The sequence below is a fragment of the Tepidiphilus olei genome, from assembly GCF_006980705.1.
GTDB lineage: Bacteria > Pseudomonadota > Gammaproteobacteria > Burkholderiales > Rhodocyclaceae > Tepidiphilus > Tepidiphilus olei.
The window spans coordinates 109,881-133,655 of record NZ_SBHO01000001.1 but is presented as its reverse complement, the minus strand read 5'-3'; the positions used below and the strand labels follow the sequence as shown (position 1 = coordinate 133,655).

At 66.9% G+C, this 23,775-nt stretch carries 21 protein-coding genes and 1 pseudogene; 9 read left to right on the top strand and 13 right to left on the bottom strand.

Translation table 11 applies throughout. The features are described from left to right. Positions 1 to 109: 109 nt before the first annotated feature. Both EPD80_RS00675 and EPD80_RS00670 read right to left on the bottom strand, forming a co-directional pair. A complete protein-coding gene (locus tag EPD80_RS00675; protein ID WP_142803550.1) occupies positions 110 to 568 on the bottom strand; it encodes an outer membrane lipoprotein in 459 nt (152 codons plus the stop codon). Next, a complete protein-coding gene (locus EPD80_RS00670) occupies positions 559 to 1,503 on the bottom strand; it encodes a carbohydrate kinase family protein (RefSeq protein WP_142803551.1) in 945 nt (314 codons plus the stop codon). The genes EPD80_RS00675 and EPD80_RS00670 overlap by 10 nt, the downstream gene beginning before the upstream one ends. Before the next feature lie 226 nt (positions 1,504 to 1,729). Here EPD80_RS00670 and EPD80_RS00665 point away from each other — a divergent pair, with 226 nt between their 5' ends. The 3 genes from EPD80_RS00665 (at position 1,730) to EPD80_RS00655 (ending at position 6,215) form a co-directional block, all read left to right on the top strand. Continuing rightward, on the top strand, positions 1,730 to 2,485 hold the full coding sequence (locus EPD80_RS00665) for a lysophospholipid acyltransferase family protein (RefSeq protein WP_142803552.1): 756 nt from the start codon (positions 1,730 to 1,732) through the stop codon (positions 2,483 to 2,485). A gap of 66 nt (positions 2,486 to 2,551) precedes the next feature. Then, positions 2,552 to 4,549 (top strand): PhoX family protein, encoded by a 1,998-nt coding sequence (locus tag EPD80_RS00660; protein ID WP_221928753.1) that lies wholly within the window; start codon positions 2,552 to 2,554, stop codon positions 4,547 to 4,549. A 13-nt stretch (positions 4,550 to 4,562) separates the two neighbouring features. Continuing rightward, on the top strand, positions 4,563 to 6,215 hold the full coding sequence (locus EPD80_RS00655; RefSeq protein WP_142808617.1) for a methyl-accepting chemotaxis protein: 1,653 nt from the start codon (positions 4,563 to 4,565) through the stop codon (positions 6,213 to 6,215). A gap of 3 nt (positions 6,216 to 6,218) precedes the next feature. Here the strand turns inward: EPD80_RS00655 and EPD80_RS00650 are convergent, their stop codons facing one another. Further along, positions 6,219 to 7,025, bottom strand: coding sequence for a symmetrical bis(5'-nucleosyl)-tetraphosphatase (locus EPD80_RS00650; RefSeq protein ID WP_142803555.1), 807 nt, complete (start codon positions 7,023 to 7,025; stop codon positions 6,219 to 6,221). Positions 7,026 to 7,121: 96 nt separating this feature from the next. On the opposite strand from EPD80_RS00650, the gene EPD80_RS00645 reads away from it, so the two are divergent. Further along, positions 7,122 to 8,480 carry a 3-deoxy-D-manno-octulosonic acid transferase gene (locus EPD80_RS00645; RefSeq protein WP_142803556.1) on the top strand — a complete coding sequence of 453 codons (1,359 nt, stop codon included), beginning with the start codon at positions 7,122 to 7,124 and terminating at the stop codon, positions 8,478 to 8,480. On the opposite strand, the gene EPD80_RS00640 is transcribed toward EPD80_RS00645, so the two are convergent. From EPD80_RS00640 to EPD80_RS00600, 9 genes are read right to left on the bottom strand one after another with little or no spacing between them, the layout of a single operon-like run. Beyond that, positions 8,455 to 9,813, bottom strand: coding sequence for a TolC family outer membrane protein (locus EPD80_RS00640; RefSeq protein WP_142808615.1), 1,359 nt, complete (start codon positions 9,811 to 9,813; stop codon positions 8,455 to 8,457). The genes EPD80_RS00645 and EPD80_RS00640 overlap by 26 nt on opposite strands. 5 nt (positions 9,814 to 9,818) lie before the next feature. Then, positions 9,819 to 10,478, bottom strand: coding sequence for a protein-L-isoaspartate O-methyltransferase family protein (locus EPD80_RS00635; protein WP_142804220.1), 660 nt, complete (start codon positions 10,476 to 10,478; stop codon positions 9,819 to 9,821). Between the two features lie 43 nt (positions 10,479 to 10,521). Continuing rightward, positions 10,522 to 13,578, bottom strand: a complete 3,057-nt coding sequence (locus EPD80_RS00630) for an efflux RND transporter permease subunit (RefSeq protein ID WP_142808613.1) — start codon at positions 13,576 to 13,578, stop codon at positions 10,522 to 10,524. Continuing rightward, positions 13,575 to 14,603: an efflux RND transporter periplasmic adaptor subunit gene (locus tag EPD80_RS00625; RefSeq protein ID WP_185957659.1), complete on the bottom strand. Its 1,029-nt coding sequence runs from the start codon at positions 14,601 to 14,603 to the stop codon at positions 13,575 to 13,577. Before EPD80_RS00625 ends, EPD80_RS00630 begins: the two co-directional genes overlap by 4 nt. A 36-nt stretch (positions 14,604 to 14,639) precedes the next feature. Then, on the bottom strand, positions 14,640 to 15,440 hold the full coding sequence (gene trpC / locus EPD80_RS00620) for an indole-3-glycerol phosphate synthase TrpC (RefSeq protein WP_142808609.1): 801 nt from the start codon (positions 15,438 to 15,440) through the stop codon (positions 14,640 to 14,642). Beyond that, complete coding sequence (gene trpD, locus EPD80_RS00615) at positions 15,437 to 16,489, bottom strand: anthranilate phosphoribosyltransferase (protein WP_142808607.1); 1,053 nt, start codon at positions 16,487 to 16,489, stop codon at positions 15,437 to 15,439. Before trpD ends, trpC begins: the two co-directional genes overlap by 4 nt. 27 nt (positions 16,490 to 16,516) lie before the next feature. Then, the gene (locus EPD80_RS00610) at positions 16,517 to 17,098 is read right to left on the bottom strand and encodes an anthranilate synthase component II (RefSeq protein WP_142808605.1); all 582 of its coding nucleotides are present in this window, start codon (positions 17,096 to 17,098) and stop codon (positions 16,517 to 16,519) included. A gap of 52 nt (positions 17,099 to 17,150) precedes the next feature. Further along, positions 17,151 to 18,668, bottom strand: coding sequence for a two-component system sensor histidine kinase NtrB (locus EPD80_RS00605; protein ID WP_142808603.1), 1,518 nt, complete (start codon positions 18,666 to 18,668; stop codon positions 17,151 to 17,153). Then, positions 18,655 to 18,918: a PP0621 family protein gene (locus EPD80_RS00600; RefSeq protein WP_142803563.1), complete on the bottom strand. Its 264-nt coding sequence runs from the start codon at positions 18,916 to 18,918 to the stop codon at positions 18,655 to 18,657. Before EPD80_RS00600 ends, EPD80_RS00605 begins: the two co-directional genes overlap by 14 nt. A gap of 99 nt (positions 18,919 to 19,017) precedes the next feature. Here EPD80_RS00600 and mtnA point away from each other — a divergent pair, with 99 nt between their 5' ends. The 5 genes and pseudogenes from mtnA (at position 19,018) to EPD80_RS00575 (ending at position 23,023) form a co-directional block, all read left to right on the top strand. Continuing rightward, the gene (mtnA, locus tag EPD80_RS00595) at positions 19,018 to 20,094 is read left to right on the top strand and encodes an S-methyl-5-thioribose-1-phosphate isomerase (RefSeq protein ID WP_142808601.1); all 1,077 of its coding nucleotides are present in this window, start codon (positions 19,018 to 19,020) and stop codon (positions 20,092 to 20,094) included. Further along, a complete protein-coding gene (locus EPD80_RS00590) occupies positions 20,091 to 20,720 on the top strand; it encodes a class II aldolase/adducin family protein (protein WP_142808599.1) in 630 nt (209 codons plus the stop codon). Before mtnA ends, EPD80_RS00590 begins: the two co-directional genes overlap by 4 nt. Positions 20,721 to 20,766: 46 nt before the next feature. Further along, positions 20,767 to 21,279 carry a response regulator gene (locus EPD80_RS00585; RefSeq protein ID WP_142808597.1) on the top strand — a complete coding sequence of 171 codons (513 nt, stop codon included), beginning with the start codon at positions 20,767 to 20,769 and terminating at the stop codon, positions 21,277 to 21,279. 265 nt (positions 21,280 to 21,544) lie between these two features. Continuing rightward, positions 21,545 to 21,901, top strand: a complete 357-nt coding sequence (locus EPD80_RS11540) for a prepilin-type N-terminal cleavage/methylation domain-containing protein (RefSeq protein WP_142808595.1) — start codon at positions 21,545 to 21,547, stop codon at positions 21,899 to 21,901. Between the two features lie 386 nt (positions 21,902 to 22,287). Next, positions 22,288 to 23,023 (top strand): annotated as a pseudogene (locus tag EPD80_RS00575) (IS5 family transposase). 168 nt (positions 23,024 to 23,191) lie between these two features. Here EPD80_RS00575 and gmhB read toward each other — a convergent pair. Beyond that, positions 23,192 to 23,770 (bottom strand): D-glycero-beta-D-manno-heptose 1,7-bisphosphate 7-phosphatase, encoded by a 579-nt coding sequence (gene gmhB / locus EPD80_RS00570; protein WP_142808593.1) that lies wholly within the window; start codon positions 23,768 to 23,770, stop codon positions 23,192 to 23,194. Positions 23,771 to 23,775 lie beyond the last annotated feature (5 nt).

The window sequence follows — 23,775 nt, the reverse complement described above, 5'->3', positions numbered from 1 at the left end:
TCACGGCGTGGATGCCCGCCGGTTGCGTGCGTGATCTCGCACCCAGCGCTGCGAACACCCCGCCCCCGCACGCGCGCACATGAGGGCCATTCGCAGCCCCGTGCATTTCTCAGCGTGCCACCCGCATCGTTCCTCCATCGCTGAGCACGCGCACGCGCTCACCCAGGCGGAACCCTTCACCCTCGTCTTCCTGAACCACTGCAATCACGCGGCCGTTATCCAGCCGAACCGTCACTTCCACGCCCGGCCTGCGCGTCGCCACCTCTTCCAGCGCCGCACCCGCGAGGCCCCCGGCCACGGCACCCACGGTCGCCCCGACGATCTGACCACGGCCGCCGCCGACGCCACTTCCGGCCACCCCGCCGACCACCGCCCCGGCCCCTGCGCCCAGCGGCGACTTCGTGCCTTCGAGCTGCACCGGCCGCACCGATTCGACCACGCCGTACTGTACGCTCATCGCCCGGCGCGCCTCGGTCCGACCATAGGTGCCGCCCCCAAGGCCCGAGGCACATCCCGCCACGCCCAGAGCCGCCACCACCATCAATACCATCCCTTTCTTCACGACCATGGCCAATTCTCCTGGTAGGTTTCTTCATAGCGCCGCACCAACTCCTCACGGCGCAAGGTGTAATTCTGCGCCCCGCGTGAGGCGACCTTGATCGCCCCGAGCACGGCGCCCAGGCGCACCGCCCGGATCCAATCACTACCCGAAGCGATCGCATGGAGCAGTCCCGCGCGGAAGGCGTCGCCGCAGCCGGTGGGATCCACCACCGCCTCGGGGCGAACCGGCGGTACCTCGAAACGCTCCCCCTCGACGAAGACCCAGGCGCCCTGCGCCCCCCGCGTCACGACGAACGCCTCGACCCGCGAAGCCAGTGCCACCAGCGACAATCCCGTACGCTCTTCCAGCAACTGCGCCTCGTAATCATTGACGGCACAAACCCGCGCTGGTTCCAGGCACTGCAACAACTGTTTGCCCGAGAAGAGGGGCAAGGCCTGCCCAGGATCGAAGACGAAAGGAATCCCGGCCTCGGCGAGCGCCGCACAATGCGCGAGCATCCCCTCCAGGCCATCGGGCGCAACGATGGCCCACTGCCCGGCCAAACGCCCCGCCACCGGATTGCGATGCGATAAAGCCATCGCGCCCGGGTGAAAAGCGGTGATCTGGTTGTCGTCGAGGTCGGTGGTGATGAACGCCTGGGCAGTAAATTCCCCGGGCAGCACGGCGATCCCTTCGCGCGAGATACCGAGCGATTCCAGCCGTGCGAAATACGGCTGCACATCCTCGCCCACCGTGGCAACGATCACCGGCTCGGAACCCAACTGTTTCAGACCATAGGCGATATTGCCGGCACAGCCCCCGAATTCGCGCCGCAACCGTGGCACGGTAAAAGCCACATTGATCATATGGATTTTATCGGGCAGGATGTGCTCGCGAAATCGATCCTCAAAAACCATGATCGTGTCGTAAGCCATCGATCCGCACACCACGATACGCGTCATCGCCGATTCCTTCATCGCCTTGCAGAGCAGATGGCGATTATACGGGAGCGACATGGATGCAGGCGGTAACTCCCCTCAGAGCACCGTGAAAAGCCGTCGTGCGCGCTCACTGGGTGAGGTCGGCGCAAACCTTGCACGATGACGCCATACAGCCGCGCCACGGCCCGTTCGCCATGCCCGTTTTCCGCTACCATGCGCCGATCACCCCCATGAACCGACGACCACCATGCTCCGCTCCGTTCCCCGACCGATCCGCGCGCTGCGGCTCGCCCGCCTCGCCCTTCATCTCGCCATTGGGCTAGCCACCATCGTCCTGTGCTTTCCCTTCGCCGATGCCCCCACCCGCGCCCGTCTGCGGCAGCGTTGGTCGCGGCGCCTCGTCGCCCTGTGCGGCATCGAGGTGGAGCGGCATGGCGAGTTCGCCAGCGGCGCCTTGCTCGCCCTCAACCACGTCTCCTGGATCGACGTCTTCGTCGTCCTCTCGCAGACCGACGCCGCCTTCATCGCCAAGGCCGAAGTCCGCCGCTGGCCCATCATCGGTTGGCTCGCGGCACGCAACGAAACCATTTTCTTGCGGCGCGGCAGCCGGGGACACGCCGCCGTGCTGGCGCGTGAGCTCGTATCGCATCTGCGGCAAGGGCAGAGCGTCGCGCTCTTTCCCGAAGGCACCACCACCGACGGCCTGTCGCTACACCCCTTTCACGCGGCGCTGCTGCAACCGGCGATCGACGCCGGCGCCCCGGTCCAAGCCGTGGCGATTCGCTACTACGATGCCGACGGCCGACGCACGACCGCGGCAGCCTTCTACGGGCAGATGACGCTCATGCAATCACTGGTCCGTATCGTGCGAGAGCCTCGGCTGCGCGCCCGGCTCGATGTCTCCGAGCCCCTACCCACCCAGGGAGCCGACCGCAAAGCGCTCACCCGAGCCCTCGAAGCCTGGGTACGCGAGCGTATCGAGGAAGACCTGCCTTCGCCATAAAACCGTCACACAGCCGCTCTAGACTCTGCACCATCGAACCGCCCCCCGACAGATCCCATGAAAGCGATGAAAGACAACTCCGTAACCCGTGACCCCGAAAACCACACCTTTACCGAGATCGTCGATCAGGTCCGCCGCCGCCTGCTCCAAGGCGCGGGCGGCGCAACCCTCCTGAGCTTTTTCGCCTCGCCGGCCGCGGCACTCGCCCGCTCGCTCGACGATCCGGGTACCACGGTCTCGTCGTTACTGGCTGCTTTCCCCCGCTCGATTCCCACCCACAGCCACGACTACGTCACCGTGATGGACGGCTACGTGGTGCGCGCCATCCTGCCCTGGGGCGACCCCCTACTCGATTTTTCCGCCTACTGGCGACCCGATGCCTCGGCCTCGGCCGAAGAGCAGGCCCGGCAGATCGGGGACAACCACGACGGCATGCACTTCTTCCCCTTTGGTCCCAATGTCTACGACCAAGGTCTTCTTGCACTCAACCACGAATACACCAACTACGAATACCTCTTCGGCAAGGAATACACCGAGCCTTGGACGCGCGAAAAGGCGATGAAAGCGATCAACGCGCATGGCGTATCCATTGTTCATCTGCAACGCGACGGTCAAAGCGGTTGGCGCCCTGTCATTCCCTCGAAATACAACCGCCGTATCACTGGGGATACGCCCATGGTGCTCACCGGTCCGGCCGCGGGTCATCCGCTCCTGCGCACCTCGGCCGACCCCACGGGAACCCAAGTACGCGGCACGCTCAACAACTGCGCCAATGGCTTCACCCCTTGGGGCACCTACCTCACGTGCGAAGAAAACTTCAACGACTATTTCGGTGGCGGCAGCACCAACCCGATGCACCAACGCTACGGCATCGGCAAGGACAACGGTTATCGCTGGTACGAAGTGATCGAGCGCTTCGACCTGCGGCGCGAACCCAACGAACCCAACCGCTTCGGCTGGGTGGTCGAGATCGACCCCTTCGACCCCCAAAGTACGCCGAAGAAACGCACCGCGCTCGGCCGATTCAAGCACGAAAATGCCGCGGTCACGATCGCCCCCGACGGGCGGGTCGTCGTCTACATGGGCGACGACGAACGCTACGAATACCTCTACCGCTTCGTGAGCCATGGCCGCTACGACCCCGGCAACCCTGCCGCCAACCGCGACCTGCTCGATTCGGGCGATCTCTACGTCGCCCGATTCACTGCCGACCCCACGCCCGACGGCCAACGTTTCCGTGGCCAATGGATTCTGCTCGACAAAGAACGCAATCCGCTGCTCGCCGCCGAAGCGCGCTTGCCCACGCAAGCCGACGTTCTCATCCATGCGCGAATGGCCGGGGATGTCGTCGGCGCGACCAAAATGGATCGTCCTGAATGGATCGCCATCCATCCTCATCGCCGGGAAGTCTATGTCACGCTCACCAACAACAACCGGCGCAAGGCGAGCGAAGTCGACGCCGCCAACCCCCGGGCCGAGAACCTCTGGGGTCAGATCTTGCGCTGGCAAGAAAACGGCGGCGATCCGACGGCGGACGAATTTTCCTGGGATCTCTTCGTGCTCGCCGGCAACCCCCTCGTTTATCCTCGAGGCGATGCGCGCGCCGGCTCGGCGGCGATCACCAAAGACAACCTCTTCAACTCCCCCGACGGCCTGGGATTCGACGCCGCCGGCCGCCTGTGGATCCTCACCGACGGCAGCTACAGCAACGCCGGCCCCTACCAAGGCATGGGCAACAACCAGATGCTGGTCGCCGACCCCGACGCCGGGCTCATTCGCCGCTTCCTCGTCGGCCCCTCGGGCTGTGAGATTACCGGGCTCACCTGGAGCAACGACGGGCGCACGATGTTCGTCAATGTCCAGCATCCCGGCGAAGCCGAAGGCCATCCACGCGCCCCCGCCCTCCCTGCGGGCCAAGATCTCGCAACCTACCTCGCAGCGCATCCCACCGCCTTCTCCGAATGGCCACATGTGCAGTTCCGCGAACTGGGCGGTGGCCGGCCGCGCTCGGCCACGCTGGTGATCGAACGAGCCGACGGTACGCCGGTATTTGCCGCGCGCTGAGGAACCCTCGAGGATGGCGCGTCGTTCCCGTTCGCTCACTCTTTCGCTGCAGGCACGCTACTGGATCATGGTCGCGATCGCGATCGGACTCTTTTCGATCGTGATCGCGCTCGCCTACCAGACCATCGACACCCAGACCGGCACGATGCGCAGCGCCTACAGCGGCCAAGTCGCCCCCCTCGTCGACCTCGCCCAGCTCAAACACCTGGCCGAGCGGCAAGCGAGTTTCCTCTACCGCGTCTTTGCCGACGCGAGCCAGAAAATCTCCTCCTTCGATCCACAGGAGCTCGAGCGCGCCTCGGATCAAGCCCAAGCCATCCTCGCAGCGTTCGGGCAGCGGCCGATGCGCGAAGACGAACGCACCGCGTTCGCTCGCCTCGAAGAGGCCGCCCAGCGCTTTCATCAGGCCGTAGACACGGCGCGTCAGACCATCGAACTCTATGGCGACGACCTCGCTGGTCTAGGTCGATCCCAGCGCGGACTCATCGGGCAGATCGAGACGCAACTGCACGACGTCCACGCCGCCCTCGACGAATTGATCCATCTCGAACGCGACGCCACCCGCGCCGACTTCGACCACAGCGCCCAAGCCTCCGATCAAAGCCGCCTCGTCATCGCGCTGCTGTTCGGCGCCGTGACGCTACTGCTCCTCATCCTCGCCTACTTCTCCACCCATCGCCTACGCCACGGCATGCGCACTGCGCTCGACTTCGCACGCGCCGTCGCCGCCCTCGACCTGCGCCAGGATCTCGACGACGAGGGGCGCGACGAGATCGGCACCCTGATCGCGACCCTGCAGGACATGCGCAGCCAACTACGGGACTTCGTTCACACCCTCACCCAGGCGAGCGGGCAGTTGACCGACTCGGTCGCCGCCGAACGTGAGCGCGCCCAACGGATTGCCGCCGCCGCAGAACAACAAGCGCAATCGGCGCAAGAAATGGCCGCCGGCATCGAAGAGCTCTCCACCGCCATGGACCAATCCGCCTCCGATGCCCAGCACGCAGCCGAGGCAGTGGCCGATGGCGTCGCCCGCAGCCGTGAGGCCGCCCATCGGGTGCGCTCCCACACCCAGGATACCCAAACGCTCGCGCAACGGCTCGAAGCGCTCGCCGAAGACGCCGACACCATCGACGGTGAAATGGAATCGGTAGGGCGCATCGTCGAGGTCATCCGCGACATCGCCGAACAGACCAACCTGCTCGCCCTCAACGCCGCGATCGAAGCGGCTCGTGCCGGCGCCTACGGCCGAGGCTTTGCCGTGGTCGCCGACGAAGTACGAAAACTCTCCGAGCGCACGGCACAGGCCACGGGCGAGATCGGAGCCACGATCCAACGCGTCGAATCCCACGTCACCAGGATGGTCGCCGACATGGCCCAAGGACGGGAATCGATCCAAACGGCTCTCGCCTCTTCTCGCCAAGCCCTGGCCGCGATCGATGCGATCGAGCACACGATGGACGAAATCGGCGCGCAAGCCCAAGCGATCCGTGAAGGCACGAGTGAGCAGGCAAGCGTCAATCGTCAGATCGCCCAAGAAGTCGCCCATGTCGCCGGCGCCTCCGAAACCCTCGCCGACCTCGCACGTCAAGGCAGCGAAGCCGCCGAGCGGCTCGATCGGCTCACACAGACCCTGGGTGCGCTCCTGCAGCGTTTTCGCGCCTGAGGCTCACTTCCCCGAGACGGTGAAAACCGCCCCATCCTCCAGCCGCACCGCCGTGAGCAACCCTCCATAGACGCAACCCGTATCGATGCAGAGCACGCCATCGCCGGCGTAAAACCCCAGTGCCGACCAATGGCCGAACACCACCTGCACCCCCAGCGGCACCCGCTGCGGCCAACGGAACCACGGCACCGTGCCTTTGGGCGCCCGCTCCGGCGGCCCTTTCGCCTCCAGCTCCAGGGCCCCGTGGCGCAGCGACACGAAGCGCATCCGCGTGAAGGCGTTCACGATGTAGCGCAGACGATCGAGGCCGGCCAAATCGTCGCGCCAGCGCGTGGGCCGATCGCCCTTTAGCCGCAACAACCACGCCGAATCGCCGCGCAAAGCCTTCTCCACCTCGCGCGCACACGCCGCCGCCTGCGCCAGCGACCAGACCGGACTCACGCCGGCGTGCGCCATCGCATAGCCAATATCCTCGTCTACCACCAGCAAGGGCCGCGTCCGCAACCATTCGAGCAATTCGTCGCGATCCGGCGCCGCGAGCACCGCATCCAGGGTGTCGTCTCGCGCGCGCTTGAGATAACCCGCCGCCCGCATCAAGAGATACAGATCGTGGTTACCCAGCACCACCTCGACCGAATCCGGCGACAGCGTACGCACGAAGCGCAGCACTTCCAGCGACTGCGGTCCGCGATTGACCAGATCGCCCACCAGCCACAACCGGTCGTGCGGTGGAGCAAAGCCAATCCCCTCGAGCAGACGCTGCAGTGCTGCGTAACACCCCTGCACGTCCCCGATCGCATAAGTCGCCATCCTGCGCCATTCCCCCCTTTCTTTTCCACGACTTGGGCGCATCGCCGCCGGACTTGCTAAACTAGCATCGTTGCCCACTTTTTTGCGACGTCGCCCGTGTCCCTACGTTATCACATCTACGATGCCCTCTGGCGGCTCGCCTGGCCGTGGCTGCGGCTGCGGCATTGGCTGCGGCATCGCGACCGACCAGACGTGTCGCGCCGCTGGCGCGAACGCCTGGGGCACGTCGCCTTACCCGACGACGGCCGCGACACCCTCTGGATCCACGCCGTCTCGGTGGGCGAAACGCGCGCGGCTCATCCCCTGGTGCGGGCGCTGCGCCGCCGCTACCCTCGGCTGCGCTTGCTCGTCACGCACATGACCCCCACCGGCCTGGAGACCGGCCACCGGCTCTGGGCCCACGATCCCGCCATCGTGCAAGCCTATGCCCCTTATGATCACAGCCGTTGGGTACGCCGTTTCCTCGAAGGCGCGCGCCCGCGGCTGGGGATCGTGATGGAGACCGAGATCTGGCCGAATTGGCTGCGGCAGGCCAAGCGACAGGGCGTGCCGCTCGTGCTCGCCAACGCCCGGCTGTCGGAGCGTTCCTTTCGCCGCTATCGCCGTTTCCGCTGGCTACTACCGCTCGAGTGGGACGCCTTCGTGCAGGTCGGGGCGCAGAGTGCGGCCGATGCGCAGCGTTTGCGCGCGCTCGGCCTCTCCCGCATCGCCGTCACGGGCAACCTCAAATTCGATTGGAGCCCCGAACCGGCGGCGATCGCGCTGGCGCAGACGTGGCGCGAGGCCATCGGCCCCCGCCCCGTCGTCGTGCTCGCCAGTAGCCGCGAAGGCGAGGAAGCCCGTTTCCTGCGCGCCTGGGAAGGGTTACGGCAGGAATGGGCCGAACGGGAAGATTTCCTTTTCCACGAGCCACCGCTCCTGGTGATCGTGCCACGGCACCCCGAGCGGTTCGACGAAGTCGCCCGTCTCGTCGAACGCCATGGTTTGCGCCATCGCCGCCGCAGCGTCTCCTTGCCCCATCCCGAAGACGACGTCTGGCTCGGCGACAGCATGGGCGAACTCTATGCCTATTACGCGCTTGCCGACGTGGCCATCATCGGCGGCAGCTGGGAGCGCTACGGCGGGCAGAATCCCCTGGAGGCGCTCGCCGCCGGCACGCCGCCCATCGTCGGCCCCCACACGGAGAATTTTGCCGACGTGGTCGCCCAGGGCGTGGCGGCTCAGGCCATCGCCCAGGTACGCAACCCCCAGGAAGCGATCGAACTCGCGCAGCGATGGATCGAACAGCCCGACGAGCGCGCCGCGGTGATCGCCAACGGTGCCATTTTCCTTGCCGCGCATCGCGGCGCCACCGAACGCACGCTCGAGCTGCTCACCCCCTGGCTCGAGCGCGAACGGAATCGCACGCGACGAGATGCCGGAGGGCCCGTCACTCCTCGACCAGAAGCGCATTGACCGCGGCCAGATCCTCCTCCGAGAGCCTGCCTACCGCCGCCTTCAGTCGAAGCTGCCACAACAGCGTATCGTAGCGCGCACGCGACAACTGCGTCCGGGCATCGGCCACTTGCGCCATGGCATTCAACACATCGACGTTGATCCGCACCCCCACCTCGTAGCCCAAGCGCGTGGACGCGAGGTTCGACAAAGACGATTGCAGCGCAGCTTCCAGTGCCCGCACCCGCGCCAAACCGCTCGTCAGGCCGAGAAAAGCTTCCCGGGCACTCAACACCGCCTGCCGCCTGGCATACTCCTCCTCCCGATCGGCCCTGGTGAGCAACGCAGCCCCTTCGCGCACCTGCGATTGGGTGGCGCCGCCGGCATAGAGCGGCACCGTAACCTGTACCCCGATCTGAGACGACTCCGCCGTCTCGGTGTGCAACGGCGGGAAACGGGAGAGATCACGCGACTTGCCGTGCTGCGCCACCAGATCCACACTGGGAAGGTGTCCGGCACGGCGCCGCTGGACCTCGCGCTGGGCGATCTCGCGGCTCACCATCGCCTGCTGTACCAGAAAATTGTCCTGCTGCGCCGCCTCCACCCACGGTTCCATCCGCGCCGGCTCGGGGCCGGACAATGTGGCATCCGGGCTCAGCCGGGCATACCGTTGCGGTAGATCCACCACGATGGCCGCCAAGGCCTGTTGCGCCACATCGAACTGGTTCTGTGCCGCGATCAGCTGCGCGTCGGCCAGATCGAAGCGCGACTGGGCCTCGTGTACATCCACGATGGTGACGGTACCCACCTCGAAGCTCTTCTTGGCATATGCCAGTTGCTCGCTGGAGGCACGATGCAGCTCGGCTGCCGCATCCACCGCCTCCTGGGCCGCAACCACGTCGAAATAGGCTCGAGCCAAGCGCAACGCCACCTCCTGCTGTGCCTCGGCCCATTGCAGATCGCTCAAGCTGGTGCGCAACTCCCCTTGCTTGGCTGCCGCCCAGTTCTGCAGACGAAAAAGCGGCTGAGTGAGCCGCACCGTCCATTGGCGCGAGCCATAGTTCTTGTCGATCTCACCGACGTCCAGGCGATTGTGCAAAGCGTTGGCATCGAGCGCCACGTTCGGCAAAAGCAGCGCCCGACCCTGAACCGTCTGCTCCTGACCGGCCATCATCGACGCCCGCGCGGCCGCGTAGCTGGGATCCTGCAGCAACGCCTGCCGATAGAGCGTGAGCAGATCGGCCGCACGCGCCCCCCCGGCACCGACGCTCAGTCCCACCGCCAAACCGAGGGCCAAGGCCACACGCCACGGAGTGAGGCAGCCGCAGCCGCGCGTTCGTTCCCGTCCGTTCATCCGACTCATACCAATAGGGCGGCAGGAGCCTCCGGCTGCGGCACGCGCAGCCGGGGTACCACCGTCTCGAACAAATCCTCGTGGCGCACCTTGCCCGGCTCGGAACAGGTATAGAGCCGGCCGTGCATGAGATGCTCGTCACCGACGAAGGCGAAGAGCCGTCCGCCGGCCTTGAGGGCATCGAGCAGGAAACGCGGCACCTCCGCCACTCCGCCCGAGAGCACGATCACGTCGAAGGGGCCCGGCGCCGCCAGCGCCTCGAGGCCGTCACCGGTGATTACTTCGACGTTGTCGAAGCCCTCGGCCTCGAGGTTCGCCTGGGCGCGCGTGGCGAGTTCCGGCACGATCTCGACGCTGTGCACCCATTGCCCCAGATGGGCGAGGCAGGCGGCGAAATAGCCCGAACCCGCACCGATCTCGAGCGCGACCTCGCTTTTCTGCAGCTGCACCGCCTGCAGCACCTTGCCTTCGATCACCGGCCGCAGCATGCGCTCGCCGAATCCCAGCGGGATCTCCACCTCGGCAAACGCCAACGTCCGGTAGGGTTCCGGCACGAACTGCTCGCGCCGCACCGTCATCAGCGCATCCAGCACCCGCTGATCGAACACCTCCCAGGTGCGTACCTGCTGCTCCACCATGTTGAATCGTGCCTGCTCGAAATCCATACTCATGCCCCCTACGACCGGAAAATGGAACGATTTTTTGATTCTAGCCCATTTTGCGCTGCGGCAGACGGTACCATAGCGCATAGAGCGCCGGCACGAAACACAAGGTGATGAGCGTCCCCCCCATCACGCCGCCGATCAGCACGTAGGCGAGCGGCCCCCAGAAAGTATCGGTCGCCAGCGGCACGAAGGCGAGCACCGCTGCAAGGGCCGTGAGCAGCACCGGCCGGGTGCGCCGCACCGCCGCCTCCACCACCGCCTCGAGCGCCGTCATTCCGGCCTCGAGATTGTCGCGCACCTGCTGGGTGAGGATGAGCGTGTTGCGCATCAGGATCCCCGCCAGGCCGATGAGACCGAGCAGGGCGACGAAACCGAAGGGCTGGTCGAAGACGAGCAGCGCCACGGCTGCCCCGATCACCCCCAGGGGCGCCGTGGCCACGGTCATGAAGGTGCCGGCGAATTCACGCATCTGCAGCATGATGAGGATCAGCATCACTGCCACCATCACCGGCTGCAATTTCTGGATCGAGGCGTCGGCCTTGCGCGACTGCTCCACCGTGCCGCCGATCTCGATGCGGTAGCCCGGCGGCAAGCTCGCCCGCAAGGGAGCGAGCGCGCTCCACAGCGCCTCGGTCACGTCCACCGCCTGCGCGCCCTCGATCTCGCCCTGCACCGCAACGAATCGCTCCCGATCGAGGCGCTTGTAGCGCACCTCCTCGTGCCGTATCACGAGGCGACCCACCTGCCCCAGCGGTACCCGAGCCCCATCGAGGGTGCGCAACTCGAGGCTCTCGAGCCGCGCCAGGTCGCGCACCGCCGCCTCGCCGCGCGCGAGCAAGGTCACGGTACGGATGTCGCGCCGCACTTCGGTCACGGGAATGCCGTCGAGTGCGAACTGCAACTGCCGCGCCACCTCCCGCGGCGTCAGCCCCATGGCCCGCAGGCGCTCGGCCGGGGCCTCCAGCATCAGCACGGGCGCGCGTTCGTTCCATTCGAGGTGTGCATCGCGCACGTGGGGATGGGATGCCATCACCGCGCGCACTTCCTCACCCAGACGGCGCAACTCCTCGAGATCCGGCCCCACCACGCGAAAAGCCACCGGCCAGGGCACCGGCGGCCCATAGAGCAGACGATGGACCCGGATGCGCGCCTCGGCGAATTCCCCTGCCTGCCGGTGCGCCTCGAGCAGCGCGATCACTTTCTCGCGCGCCTCCACCCCCTGCGTCACGGCCACGATCTTGGCAAAAGCCGGATCGGGCTCCTCGGGGTTGGCCGAGATGAAGAAGCGCGGCGCCCCGCGCCCGACGTAGGTCGACAACGAACGCACCTCCGGCAAGGGCGCGAGGATCGCCTCGATGCGCCGCGCCACTTCGTCGGTGCGCCCGATGGCCGAGCCTGCCGGCAGCCAGATCGAAACCAGCACCTCCGAACGGTCGGAACTGGGAAAGAACTGCTTCTGCACCGGCCCCACCATGGCCGCCACCCCCAGCGCGAGCGCCGCGAGGGTCGCGCCCACCACGGTCTTGCGCCGCGCCACGCACCAGACGATCACCGCACGCCAGCGCTGGTAGGCCGGGGAATCGTACACCCCGTGCCCGGCCTCGCGCTTGGGGTAGGACGGCAGCAGTTTCACGCCCAGATAAGGCGTGAAGATCACCGCCACGACCCAGGAAATCACCAGGGCGTAGCCGAGCACCCAGAAGATGTTCCCGGCGTATTCCCCCACGCCCGAGCGCGCGAAGCCGATGGGCAAAAAACCGGCCACCGTCACCAGAGTGCCGAAGAGCATGGGCCTGGCCGTCACGTTCCAGGCGTGGCCGGCCGCCGCGATCCGATCCCAGCCTTCCTCGAGCTTGACGATCATCATCTCGATGGCGATGATCGCATCATCGACCAGCAAGCCCAGGGCGAGGATCAGCGCCCCCAGCGAGACGCGATCCAGGTCGATCCCGCTCCAGCGCATCGCGAGAAACGTGAGCCCCAGCGTCACGGGAATGGCCACGGCCACGACCACCCCGGCGCGCCAACCGAGCGTGAGGAAAGTCACCCCCATCACCACCGCCACGGCCACGAGGAACTTCACCTGGAAGAGATCGACGGCTTGCGCGATCGCCTCGGCCTGATTGGTGAGTACCGACAAGTCCATGCCGGCCGGCAATCTGGCCTCTTCTTCGGCCACGAAGCGTGCGAGCCGCTTGCCCAGCTCGAGCCCATTCTCGCCGCGCTGCATCACCACGCCGAGAAGGATCGCCTCCTCACCGTGGGCCCTCACCAGGAACGAAGGTGGATCCTCCACGCCCAGGCGGACTGTCCCCAGCTCCCCCACCGTGAGGATGCGCCCCCCCACGCGCAGCGGAACCGCGGCAATGCGATCCATCTCCGAGAGGTCGGCCCCCGGAAGACGCACGTACACCCTCGGCCCGCCGGTATCGAGGAATCCAGCCGGAACCAGCGCGTTGTTCGCGTCGATCGCCTCGAACACCGCCTGCGGCGTCAGCCCCAACTGGATGAGGCGGTCGAGGTCGAGCTCGAGGAAGATCCGTTCGGGCTGCTCGCCGATGAGCAGCGCCTTCTGTACGCCGGGCACGCGAGCGAGCCGGTCGCGCAGCGCCTCGGCTTCGCGCACCAGATCCCACGGCGGCAAGCCGGGCGCCGTCAGCGCCATCAGGCTGAAATAGACGTCGGAGAAATCGTCGTTGACGATGGGGCCGATCACTCCCTGCGGCAGCGTCGAAGCCTCGTCCCACATGCGCTTGCGCACCTCGTAGAAAAGGCGGCCGATCTCGCGCTGGGGCACGTACTCCTCGAACTCCACCTGGATGTCCACCCGCCCCGGCTGCACCGTCGTCGTCAACCGGTAAAGGTATTCCAGCTCCTGCAGCCGTTTCTCCAGACGGTGCGCCACCTGCTCTTCCATCTGCGGCGCCGTGGCTCCCGGCCACAGCGCCGACACCATGAGGATACGCACGGTGAAGGCCGGATCCTCCGCCCGCCCGAGGCCAAGAAAAGCATACAGGCCAGCCAAGGCCGACAGGATCAAAAAGAAGAGGGTGACGGCGCGCTCGCGCACCGCGAGCGCCGAGAGATTGGGGAAACTCATGGCGAGCGCTCCTCGACCAGGATCCCCTCGCGCAGCACGTGGACGCCGAACGCCACCACCCGCTCGCCCGCTTGCAGCGGCCCACGCACCCTTGCCGTGCGCTGATCCATCGACAAGACCTCTACCGGCACCGCTTCGAGGCGTCCCTCGCGCACCCGCCAGACCCGCGCTCCAGCGCCACGCTCGTCGATCGCCCCCACCGGCACTTCCCAGCCCTCCACCGGCGGCTGGGGCAAACGCACCTGCACCACGCTACCCAGCGGCGGTGGATCGGCGGTGAGCAGGCGATAGCGTGCGCGGAAAGTGCGCGACACTGGATCGGCCGCTCCGCTCACCTCACGCAGTTCGATCGGCACCACCGAACCATCGGACGAAATGGCCTCGCCCCGCAGCGGCGGCTGGCTCCCGAAACGCTCCGGCAAGGCCACCTCCACCTCATGGGCGCCCTTTTGCGCGAGCGTGGCCACCGGCTGCCCCTCTGCCACCACCTGCCCCGGCTCGGCGCTCCACTCCATCAGCACCCCGTCGGTCGGGGCACGCAGCTCGGTATAACCCAAAGCGTTACGTGCCTGCCGTTCCTGGGCTTGCGCCGCTTCGAGCTGCGAGCGCGCGGCCTCCAGCTGAGTGCGCGCCCGGTCGAGCGCCTGCTCGCCCACGAACTGCTGCGCCGCCAGCCGTTCGGTGCGCGCGAGCTCGTTCTGCGCCAGGCGCCACTGCGCCTGGGCCGCGCGCACCTCGGCCTGGGCTGCCTCGAGCCGGGCGAGCACGTCCTTGGGATCGAGCCGGGCCAGCACCTGCCCGGTCTGGACCGACGCCCCCGCATCGACCAGCCGCGCCACGATGCGCCCGCCCACCTGGAAGGCGAGCGGCGTTTCGTGGCGCGCCCGCACCGTACCGGAGAGTACCAGCGGGGCGGGCTCCGCCGCACGCACCGGCGCCGTGCGCACCACCACCGGCCGCTCCTGCTGCGGCGCCGGCGTCTCCTGCCGCCCGCAGCCGGCAAGCAGCACACAGGCTGCCACCATCCATCCCCATCGCCGCACCGGATCTCTCCCCATCGCTCAGGCAAAAAAGAGCGCGCGCAAAGCGGCCCCCGGATCGGGCGCGCGCATGAAGGCCTCGCCCACGAGAAAGGTCTGCACGCCGCGCGTGCGCATGGCCGCCACGTCCGCGGGCGCGCCGATACCCGATTCCGTCACCACGATCCGGTCTTGCGGAATGCGCGGCAAGAGCGCCCAGGTGGTCTCCAGCGACACCTCGAAGGTGCGCAGATCCCGGTTGTTGATCCCCACGAGCCGCACGGGTAGCGCGAGCGCGCGCTCGAGCTCGGCCGCGTCGTGCACTTCCACCAGCACGTCCAGCCCCAGCTCGTGGGCGAGCAGCGCGAGCTCGCGCAGCGCCGCATCGTCGAGCGCGGCCACGATCAGGAGCACCGCATCGGCTCCCATCGCACAGGCTTCCCACACCTGCCAAGCGTCGACGAGGAAATCCTTGCGCAACGCCGGCAAGGTGCAGGCCGCTCTCGCCGCCGCGAGATATTCCGGCGCCCCCTGGAAAAACTCCCGGTCGGTGAGCACGGAGAGGCAGGCCGCGCCGGCCGATTCATAGGCGCGCGCGATCGCGGCCGGGTCGAACTCGGGCCGGATCACCCCTTTCGAAGGGCTCGCTTTCTTGATCTCGGCGATCACCGCGGGCTCGCCAGCCACGAGCTTGCGCTCGATGGCGGCGACGAAACCGCGCGGCGGATCGCGTTCGAGCCGCGCCCGCGCCGCAGCCTCCAGCTCCGTCCGGGGCAGGGACGCGCGCGCCGCAGCCACTTCTTCCCGCTTGCGCGCGAGGATGCGATCGAGCACGTCGCTCATCGACCCGACTCCGAGGCGAAACGGCGCGTGGCGGCAACGAACTCGTCGACCTTGGCCCGCGCCGCGCCCGAATCGATCGCCTCGCGGGCACGCTCGATGCCCTCGGCGATCGAGGGCACGACGTTGGCCGCATAGAGCGCCGCCCCGGCGTTCAGGAGCACGATGTCGCGCGCCGGCCCCGCCTCACCCTCCAGCACCGCGAGCAGCCGCGCCCGCGATTCCTGCGCATCCTCCACCATGAGGTTACGGCTCGAGGCCATCGGCAGGCCGAAATCCTCTGGATGGATGCGGTACTCGGTGATCTCGCCATCCTTCAATTCGCCCACGAGCGTATCCGCGCCCAGTGTGATCTCGTCTAGACCATCGAGCCCATGCACCACCAGCACGTGCCTGGCGCCGAGCCGCTGCATCACGCGTACTAGGATCCCCACTAGATCGGGGTGGAACACCCCCAAGAGCGAATTCGGCGCCCCGGCCGGGTTGGTGAGCGGCCCCAGGATGTTGAAAATGGTGCGCACACCCATCTCCCGGCGCACTGCCGCCACGTTCTTCATCGCGCTGTGGTGCGCCGGCGCGAACATGAACCCCACCCCCACCTCGGCGATGCAACGCGCCACGGCCTCGGGCGGCAGGGCGATCTCCGCCCCCAGGGCTTCGAGCACGTCGGCGCTGCCGGATTTGGACGACACCGAGCGGTTGCCGTGCTTGGCCACCTTGCCCCCGGCCGCGGCGATCACGAACGCGCTCGTGGTCGATACGTTGAAGGTGTGCGAGGAATCCCCCCCCGTGCCGACCACGTCCAGCAAGTGATCGTGTGGCGGAGGCACCTCCACCTTGAGCGCGAGGTCGCGCATCACCTGCGCCGCGGCAGTGATCTCGCCGATGGTCTCCTTCTTCACGCGCAGGCCCGTGAGGATCGCCGCCGTCATCACCGGCGAGACTTCGCCCGCCATGATCTGGCGCATCAGGTCGAGCATTTCGTCGTAGAAAATCTCGCGCAGCTCGATCGTGCGCTGCAGCGCTTCACGCGGCGTGATCTTCGTTCCCACCTGTGGCTCCTTTCGCAAAATTTCCCTTCACGCCGGCTGCGGTGCATGCTGGCGCAGGAAATTGGCCAGCATCTCGTGCCCGTGCCGCGTCAGGATCGATTCCGGATGAAACTGCACCCCTTCCACCGGCAGCGTGCGATGACGCAAGCCCATGATCTCACCGTCCTCGGTCCAGGCCGTCACCTCCAGACACTCGGGCAGCGACTCGCGCTCCACCGCGAGCGAATGGTAGCGCGTGCATTCCACCGGATTGGGCAGCCCCTCGAACACCCCCTCGCCGCGATGGAAAACGGGCGAGGTCTTGCCGTGCATCAAGCGCTTGGCGTGGACAATCCTGCCACCGAACGCCGCCCCGATCGCCTGATGCCCCAGGCACACGCCAAAGATGGGAATTTCACCGGCGAAGCGCTCGATCACCTCCACCGAGATTCCCGCCTCGCGCGGAGAACACGGCCCGGGCGAGATCACCAGATACTGCGGCCGCCAGGCCGCGATCTGCCCCGCCGTCACCTCGTCGTTGCGCACCACCTTCACCCGAGCCCCGAGCTCGCCGAAGTACTGCGCCAGATTCCACGTGAAACTGTCGTAATTGTCGATCAACAGCAACATCGCCCTTCCTCCCTGGGCATCGAGCATCGCATTGTACACAGCAGCGCGCCCACTATGGCCCCTCGCGCGGCAGCCACACGCGAAAGCATCCGGCGTCGACCCACTCCACTTCCCCTTGGTTTGCCCGGGCGAGCGTACGGGCCACGTACAACCCCAAGCCCGTGCCGCCGTCGCGCGAAGAAACGAACGGCTCGAACAAACGTTCGCGCACCTGCGGTGCCGGTCCCGGCCCGTCGTCACACACCTCCAGCCGCACCCGTTCCCCCTCGGCCCGGGTACACACGCGGATCGCACCCGCGCGGCGGCTCGCGAAATGCGCCGCATTGTCCAGAAGATTATCGAGGATGTGGCGCAGATGCACGGGATCGGCCCGAATGCGCAAGCCCTCCTCCCCCTCCAGCACCACCTCCTCCTCGCCGCGGCCCAGCCGCGCGAGCGCCTCGCGCCGCCACTGCCTCAGCCACACGGAAAGATCGAGTACTTCCGGCCGAGGCCGCTGCCGCCGCCCCAGGGACAAAACGTCCTCCACCAGGCGTTCGATCCGTTCGGCATTGTCGAGCGCCATCGCCCGCAAGGTCTCGCGCGCCGTCGCGTCCTCCTCGCCCCGCATCAGTTCCAACGCCTGCACCACCGCCGCCAAGGGGTTGCGCACCTCGTGCGCCACCCCGCCGACCAAAGCGCCGAGCGAGGCCAGCTTGTTGCGCTCGAACTCCCGGCTCACCTCCTCCAAATCACTCACGAACACCAGCCACCCGCCGCCACGATAGGGCACGCTCGCCCGACAACGCAACCGGCGCCCCTGCACCGTCACCCAGCGCTCACCCCCTGCACGTGCCAAAGCGCGATCGACACCGGGAAGAATCGCGTCGACCCGCTCTCCCACGGGCTCCCGGCCCAGCCAAAGCCGCACCGGCCGGGAAGCGTAGCGCACCACGTCCCGATCATCGACCACCAACACCCCGTCGCGCAGTTCCCGCAGGATGCGGTCGTTGATCTCCCTTTGCCAGGCGAGCGTCTGCTGCTGCGCTCGGACCGACTCTTCCGCCCGGCGCAGACGCTCCCCCAGCGCCTGCGCCGCCAGCGCCACCGCAAAAGCGCCCGCCCCGCTCAGCCCCACGAGATAGGCATCGCTCGGCCCCGCCCCCAACCAGGTACGCCATAGATTCTCCCCCAGCATCGCCAGGGCGGCCAGGGATGCATAGAAGGCCGCGAGCCGGCGCGACACCCCCAAAGCGGCCCCACCCACCGCCAGATACAGGAAAGGGACCAGACCCGAGCGGAACCCCCCGCTCACCGCCATGAAGCCCGTGAGCGCCCCCACGTCCAACAGCGCCGCGGCCGTGACCCATGCGCCCGGCCGGCGCAGGCGCATCGGCCGCAATGCGGCCAGCACCACGGCGGCCGCGAAATAGCCTACGCCCAGCCACAGAAACGCCGCCGGCCACTCCTCCCCCAGCGACATCTGCCGCCCGCCCACCAGCAGCACGCCGGCCACGGCCACGCGCAGCAGATCCCCCAGGCGAACGGCCACCCCCGCCATGCCATCGGCGGAGCGCTCACCCTCCTCCACGCGCGAATTCCTCGCGATGCGCCACGCAACAGAACGTCCGCCCCCCGGCAGACACCGCTTCCGATGCCGGCACGAACACCCCGCAATGGGCGCATTGCACCATCGGTTCGGCCTCACCGGCAGCGCCCCGCCGCCGCTGGGCTCGCCCGCCTTCGCCCCCAGGGCGCGACGCACCCTCCTGCGCGAAAAACCGCCGCCGCACCCACCACACCACCGCCAGCAGCAACAGGAACCAGAACAACCAACGCATCACCGCATCCCGCATCGGACCAAAGAAGCGATTGTAGCGCGTGCCCATGTTCCTGCCGTGCTATGATTTTCTTCGCCCTGGATCGACGTTCGGCTCACGATGTCCTTTACTCCCCCGCTCACCACCCTGCGCCGCGATGGCAACGCCATCGTCATCCTCGATCAGACCGGACTTCCCTGGCGCGTCGTCGAGCGTCGGCTCACCACCCTGGAAGACGTGCTGGAAGCCATCGTCGCCATGCGCGTGCGCGGCGCCCCGCTCATCGGCGTCGCTGCCGCCCATGGCCTGGCGCTCGCCCTGGAGCGCGACGCGAGCGACGCCGCCCTCGAAGCGGCGATCGCCCGCCTGCTCGCCACCCGCCCCACCGCGGTGAACCTGCGCCTCGCGCTCGAAGCGCAGCGCGCCGTGCTCACCCCGCTTCCGCCCGCCGATCGACCCGCCGCCGCCTGGGCCGAAGCCGAGCGCCAGCGCACCGACGACGCCCGGCGCTGCGAGGCCATCGGTCGCGCCGGGCTTGCCTGGATCGAGGAACCGGCGCACCGGCTCGATCGCCCCGTGCGCCTTCTCACGCACTGCAACGCCGGCTGGGTCGCCACCTGCGGCGCCGGCACGGCGCTCGCCCCCATCTACCTCGCCCACGCCGCCGGCATCCCGATGGAAGTCTTCGTGAGCGAGACCCGCCCGCGCAACCAGGGGCTCATCACCCACTGGGAACTCACACAGGCCGGGGTGCCCGCCACCCTCATCGCCGACAACGCCGCCGGCATCCTCATCGCCCGGGGCGAAATCGACCTCGTCCTCGTCGGCGCCGATCGCATCGCCCGCAACGGCGACGTCGCCAACAAAGTCGGCACCTACCTCAAAGCCCTCGCCGCGCATGCCCACGGCGTGCCCTTCCTCGTGGCGGCGCCGGTCACCACCTTCGATCCCGCCTGCCCCGACGGCGACGCCATCCCCATCGAGGAACGCGACGCGCAGGAGCTCCTCACCGTGACCGGGCTCCCGCCCGAGGCGAACGAACTCCTTGCCGTGCGTCTCACCCCCCTTCCCGCGCAGGTGCGCAACCCGGCCTTCGACGTCACCCCTGCGCGCTGGATCACCGCCATACTCACCGAGACCGGTGCCTGGCCCGCGCCACTCGCCGCCACGAAGCTCGCCCCGGAGCCCGACCGATGACCGATGCCGCCCTGGCGCTGCTTGCCGCCGCCCGCCGCCTGGCCGAGACCGGGCTCAACCCTGGCAGCGCCGGCAACCTCAGCGTGCGCACCGCCCAAGGCTTTCTCATCACCCCCTCCGGTATCGCCCCCGAAGAGCTCACCGCCGAGATGATGGTGCCGATGACGCTCGAGGGCGCCCATGCCGGCCCCTGGCCCCCCTCGAGCGAATGGCGTTTCCACCGCGATCTCTACCGCCATCGCCCGGAAGCCGGCGCCATCATCCACTGCCACAGCCCGGCAGCCACGGCGCTCGCCTGCCACCGCCGCGACCTCCCGCCTTTCCATTACATGATCCTGCGCTTCGGCGGCCCCGACGTGCGCTGTGCCCGCTATGCCCGCTTCGGCACCCAGGCGCTGTCGGACGCCGTGCTCGAAGCCCTCGAAGGCCGCCGCGCCTGCCTCATGGCCAACCACGGCATGCTCGTCTTCGGCCGCGACCTTCCCCAGGCGCTCGCCCTGGCGCAGGAGCTGGAAACCCTGTGCGAACACTACCTGAGGGCCCGCACGCTCGGCGAGCCGGTCCATCTCACGCACGAGGAGATCGCCGAAGCGCAGGAAGCCATCGCCGGCTACGGCCGGCGCTGAGCGCCACCCCCTTCTCATCGCCCGCCCGAGCCGTTATCATTCCGGCATGCCACGTGCCCTCATCATCGACGACGAGCCCGACCTGCGCACCCTCCTCACGCTCGCCCTGCGCCGCCACGGCTGGCAGGCCGACTCCGTGGGCGACTGCGCCGGCGCCCGCAAGGTGCTCGCCGACACGGCCACCCCCTACCACCTCATCCTCACCGATCTGCGTCTGCCCGACGGCAACGGCCTCGAGCTCGTGCCCTACGCCCGCGAACGCCGCCCCCTCACCCCCGTCGTCGTCCTCACCGCCTACGGCGACATCGACACCGCCGTACACGCGGTCAAACTCGGCGCGCACGACTTCCTCACCAAGCCCCTGCGCGCCGAGCGGCTCGCCCAGATCCTCGACGGATTCCAGCACTGCCCGCCGGATCGCGACGCTCCGCTGGATGCTGCTGCCCTCGTCGCTGCCCTCGAACGCAACCGCTGGAACCAGAGCAAGACCGCCCGCGAACTCGGCTGGACGCTGGCCAAGCTGCGCTACTGGATGCAGCGCCTCGGCCTGGCCGAATGACGCCCAGCGGCTGCGGCAAACCCCGCGTCGCGCCCCCGCACACCCACGCTGCATCCCCAGGTCCACATCAAAATTTGATGTACCCCCTCCTCCCATGCGCCCGCCATCCACGACACGCGGCGCAGACGCCATCACAAGCCATTGAATGAAAAAGGATAAAAATTTTTCCCCGCACCCCTTTACATCGCGATCGCCGCCGCGCTACGCTCCACCTGCCGACGCAGCCGTCGTGCGCATTCTTCTCACCGCAACAAGGAGATCCATCATGAAACGCATGCAACAAGGCTTCACCCTCATCGAGCTGATGATCGTCGTGGCGATCATCGGGATTCTGGCGGCCATCGCGCTGCCGCAGTACCGTGACTATACCCAGCGTGCGGCAAACGCTGCCTGCCTGGCGGAAGCCAAGGCGTACATGAGCGGGGCAGTCGCCAATCTGGCTGACGGTCGCGATGCCGATCCATATAACCCAAGCGCATGTGAACCTAGACAAGCTCCAACAATAGATAACTATAACGCCAATGCCGAGATAACTTTTACTCCCCAAGCGCGTGGGACTGCTAATCTGCGTAGCAACATCATATGCGAAGCTGGTACTGGAGCTTGCCGGATAGATGGCTAAATAATCCAATCAAGCGAATCTAATACTCAAAGAACGAGGGGATGAATACACCCTCGTTCTTTTTACCAACAATACGGACTTTTTATGAAAAACGAATGATGGTTTCATTGTATAAAAACTTTATAATAATAATTTCATAATTAATTTTCGCATCTGCCTTTGTGTTTCTCCCTGGCCTTTCCTGTTAGTTCATATTGCATAAAACGGCCAATATCCTCGAAAACTAGGTGATCCATCTTTCCGCACTGGATCCTGAATCGCTCCTCTATGCAGCTCATGCTCACCTTCGCCCTCGACTTCTAGGGAAACGCTGATTTATTCCCCTCTTCCCGGCGTTGACCCGAACCGGGATAATGCCGGAGACGATCCACCCGCAGGGGGCTGTCATGCAGTCGAGCTTTTCCGAACTCGAATACGCCGCGAAGAAGAACAGACGCGCCGGGACCGTTTTCTGGCGCAACTCGAGGCGCTGACCCCTTGGGGCGCTTTGGTGGCGGTGATTGCCCCGTACTACCCGCAAGGGCAGGGAAAGGGTCGGCCGGCGATTGGCCTGGAGCGGATGCTGCGGATGTAGGTGGTGCAGAATTGTTTCGGGTTCTCCGACGAGGGAACCGAGGATGCGATCTACGACAGCCAGGCGATTCGCCGTTTCGTGGGCATCGACCTGAGCCGGGACGTGGCGCCGGATGCCACGACTCTGCTCAAGGCTTGCTGGCTGCTCGAGGTGCATCGGCTCACCGAGGTGATTTTCAGCACCCTCAACGCGCAGTTGGCCGAGCAAGGGCTGTTTCTGCGTCAGGGCACGATCGTAGACGCCACGATCATCGCCGCGCCGTCCTCGACCAAGAACGACTCAGGCAAGCGTGACCCCGAGATGCACCAGACGAAGAAGGGCAATCAATGGCACTTCGGCATGAAGGCGCACATCGAGCAGCTCGAGGCGCGCATCCGCGCCAAGGTGGAGCATCCTTTCCACGTGGTGAGAACCTCTTTGGTCATCGCAAGACCCGCTATCGGGGCTTGGCCAAGAACACGGCTCAGCTCTTCACCCTCTTTGTTCTGGCCAATCTGGTGCTCGCGCGCCAGTGGTTGTTGACACCTGACACCCGGATTGCGTCCTGAATCTGAGCGCAAGGGGGTTATTCGACCCCCGAGGCGCCCCAGGGGGCAGGGTATCCCCTCGTATCGGACCATTTTTGCCCCGTTTTGTCCCGAAAACGGGGCACGTCTCGGCGAGAGGAGATCAATGGCTTACTTGTTCAGCGGTTCCCTAGGTCGTAGGATGAGACATCATGAAGAAGAGACGCCATCTTTCAACGTAGACATCCGCTCCACCACCTCGCTCAGACCCGAGACCCGTTGCACCCCCGGCAGTGGGGAGAGATCCTCGTCCTGCCCCGGCGGTACGACGAGGTAGAGGGAAGGAATGCCCGCGGCGCGGCCGGCTTGGAGGTCGCTGAGCTTGTCGCCCACCAGGAGCGAACGGGACAAGTCGATGCCGTGCTCTTGGGCAGCGCGCAGGATCATACCGGGTTCGGGCTTACGGCAGGCGCAGGCAAGGGCATAGTCCGACACGCTGCCTTGAGGGTGGTGCGGGCAGTAATAGATGCCGGCAAGCTCGATGCCCTGCTCGCGCAAGAAAGCGCGCATCCGCTCGTGCAGGGCGAGGACGTCGGCTTCCGTGCACAGGCCGCGGGCGACGGCGGATTGATTGGTGATGACGACGAGGAGATAGCCTTTCTGCTGCAGCTGGCGCAGGGCATCGATCGCACCGGGAAGGAAGGAGAAGTCTTCCCAGCGATGGACGTAGCCGCGATCTTCGTTGATGACGCCATCGCGGTCGAGGAAGACGGCGGGTTTGCCGTTCATGCTCG

What these genes read in the sequence shown, in the direction of transcription:
- EPD80_RS00675 (WP_142803550.1), bottom strand. Translation starts at nt 568, where the DNA reads ATGGTCGTGAAGAAAGGGATGGTATTGATGGTGGTGGCGGCTCTGGGC.
- EPD80_RS00670 (WP_142803551.1), bottom strand. Translation starts at nt 1,503, where the DNA reads ATGACGCGTATCGTGGTGTGCGGATCGATGGCTTACGACACGATCATG.
- EPD80_RS00665 (WP_142803552.1), top strand. Translation starts at nt 1,730, where the DNA reads ATGCTCCGCTCCGTTCCCCGACCGATCCGCGCGCTGCGGCTCGCCCGC.
- EPD80_RS00660 (WP_221928753.1), top strand. Translation starts at nt 2,552, where the DNA reads ATGAAAGACAACTCCGTAACCCGTGACCCCGAAAACCACACCTTTACC.
- EPD80_RS00655 (WP_142808617.1), top strand. Translation starts at nt 4,563, where the DNA reads ATGGCGCGTCGTTCCCGTTCGCTCACTCTTTCGCTGCAGGCACGCTAC.
- EPD80_RS00650 (WP_142803555.1), bottom strand. Translation starts at nt 7,025, where the DNA reads ATGGCGACTTATGCGATCGGGGACGTGCAGGGGTGTTACGCAGCACTG.
- EPD80_RS00640 (WP_142808615.1), bottom strand. Translation starts at nt 9,813, where the DNA reads ATGAACGGACGGGAACGAACGCGCGGCTGCGGCTGCCTCACTCCGTGG.
- EPD80_RS00635 (WP_142804220.1), bottom strand. Translation starts at nt 10,478, where the DNA reads ATGGATTTCGAGCAGGCACGATTCAACATGGTGGAGCAGCAGGTACGC.
- EPD80_RS00630 (WP_142808613.1), bottom strand. Translation starts at nt 13,578, where the DNA reads ATGAGTTTCCCCAATCTCTCGGCGCTCGCGGTGCGCGAGCGCGCCGTC.
- EPD80_RS00625 (WP_185957659.1), bottom strand. Translation starts at nt 14,603, where the DNA reads ATGGTGGCAGCCTGTGTGCTGCTTGCCGGCTGCGGGCGGCAGGAGACG.
- trpC (WP_142808609.1), bottom strand. Translation starts at nt 15,440, where the DNA reads ATGAGCGACGTGCTCGATCGCATCCTCGCGCGCAAGCGGGAAGAAGTG.
- EPD80_RS00610 (WP_142808605.1), bottom strand. Translation starts at nt 17,098, where the DNA reads ATGTTGCTGTTGATCGACAATTACGACAGTTTCACGTGGAATCTGGCG.
- EPD80_RS00600 (WP_142803563.1), bottom strand. Translation starts at nt 18,918, where the DNA reads ATGCGTTGGTTGTTCTGGTTCCTGTTGCTGCTGGCGGTGGTGTGGTGG.
- mtnA (WP_142808601.1), top strand. Translation starts at nt 19,018, where the DNA reads ATGTCCTTTACTCCCCCGCTCACCACCCTGCGCCGCGATGGCAACGCC.
- EPD80_RS00590 (WP_142808599.1), top strand. Translation starts at nt 20,091, where the DNA reads ATGACCGATGCCGCCCTGGCGCTGCTTGCCGCCGCCCGCCGCCTGGCC.
- EPD80_RS00585 (WP_142808597.1), top strand. Translation starts at nt 20,767, where the DNA reads ATGCCACGTGCCCTCATCATCGACGACGAGCCCGACCTGCGCACCCTC.
- EPD80_RS11540 (WP_142808595.1), top strand. Translation starts at nt 21,545, where the DNA reads ATGAAACGCATGCAACAAGGCTTCACCCTCATCGAGCTGATGATCGTC.
- gmhB (WP_142808593.1), bottom strand. Translation starts at nt 23,770, where the DNA reads ATGAACGGCAAACCCGCCGTCTTCCTCGACCGCGATGGCGTCATCAAC.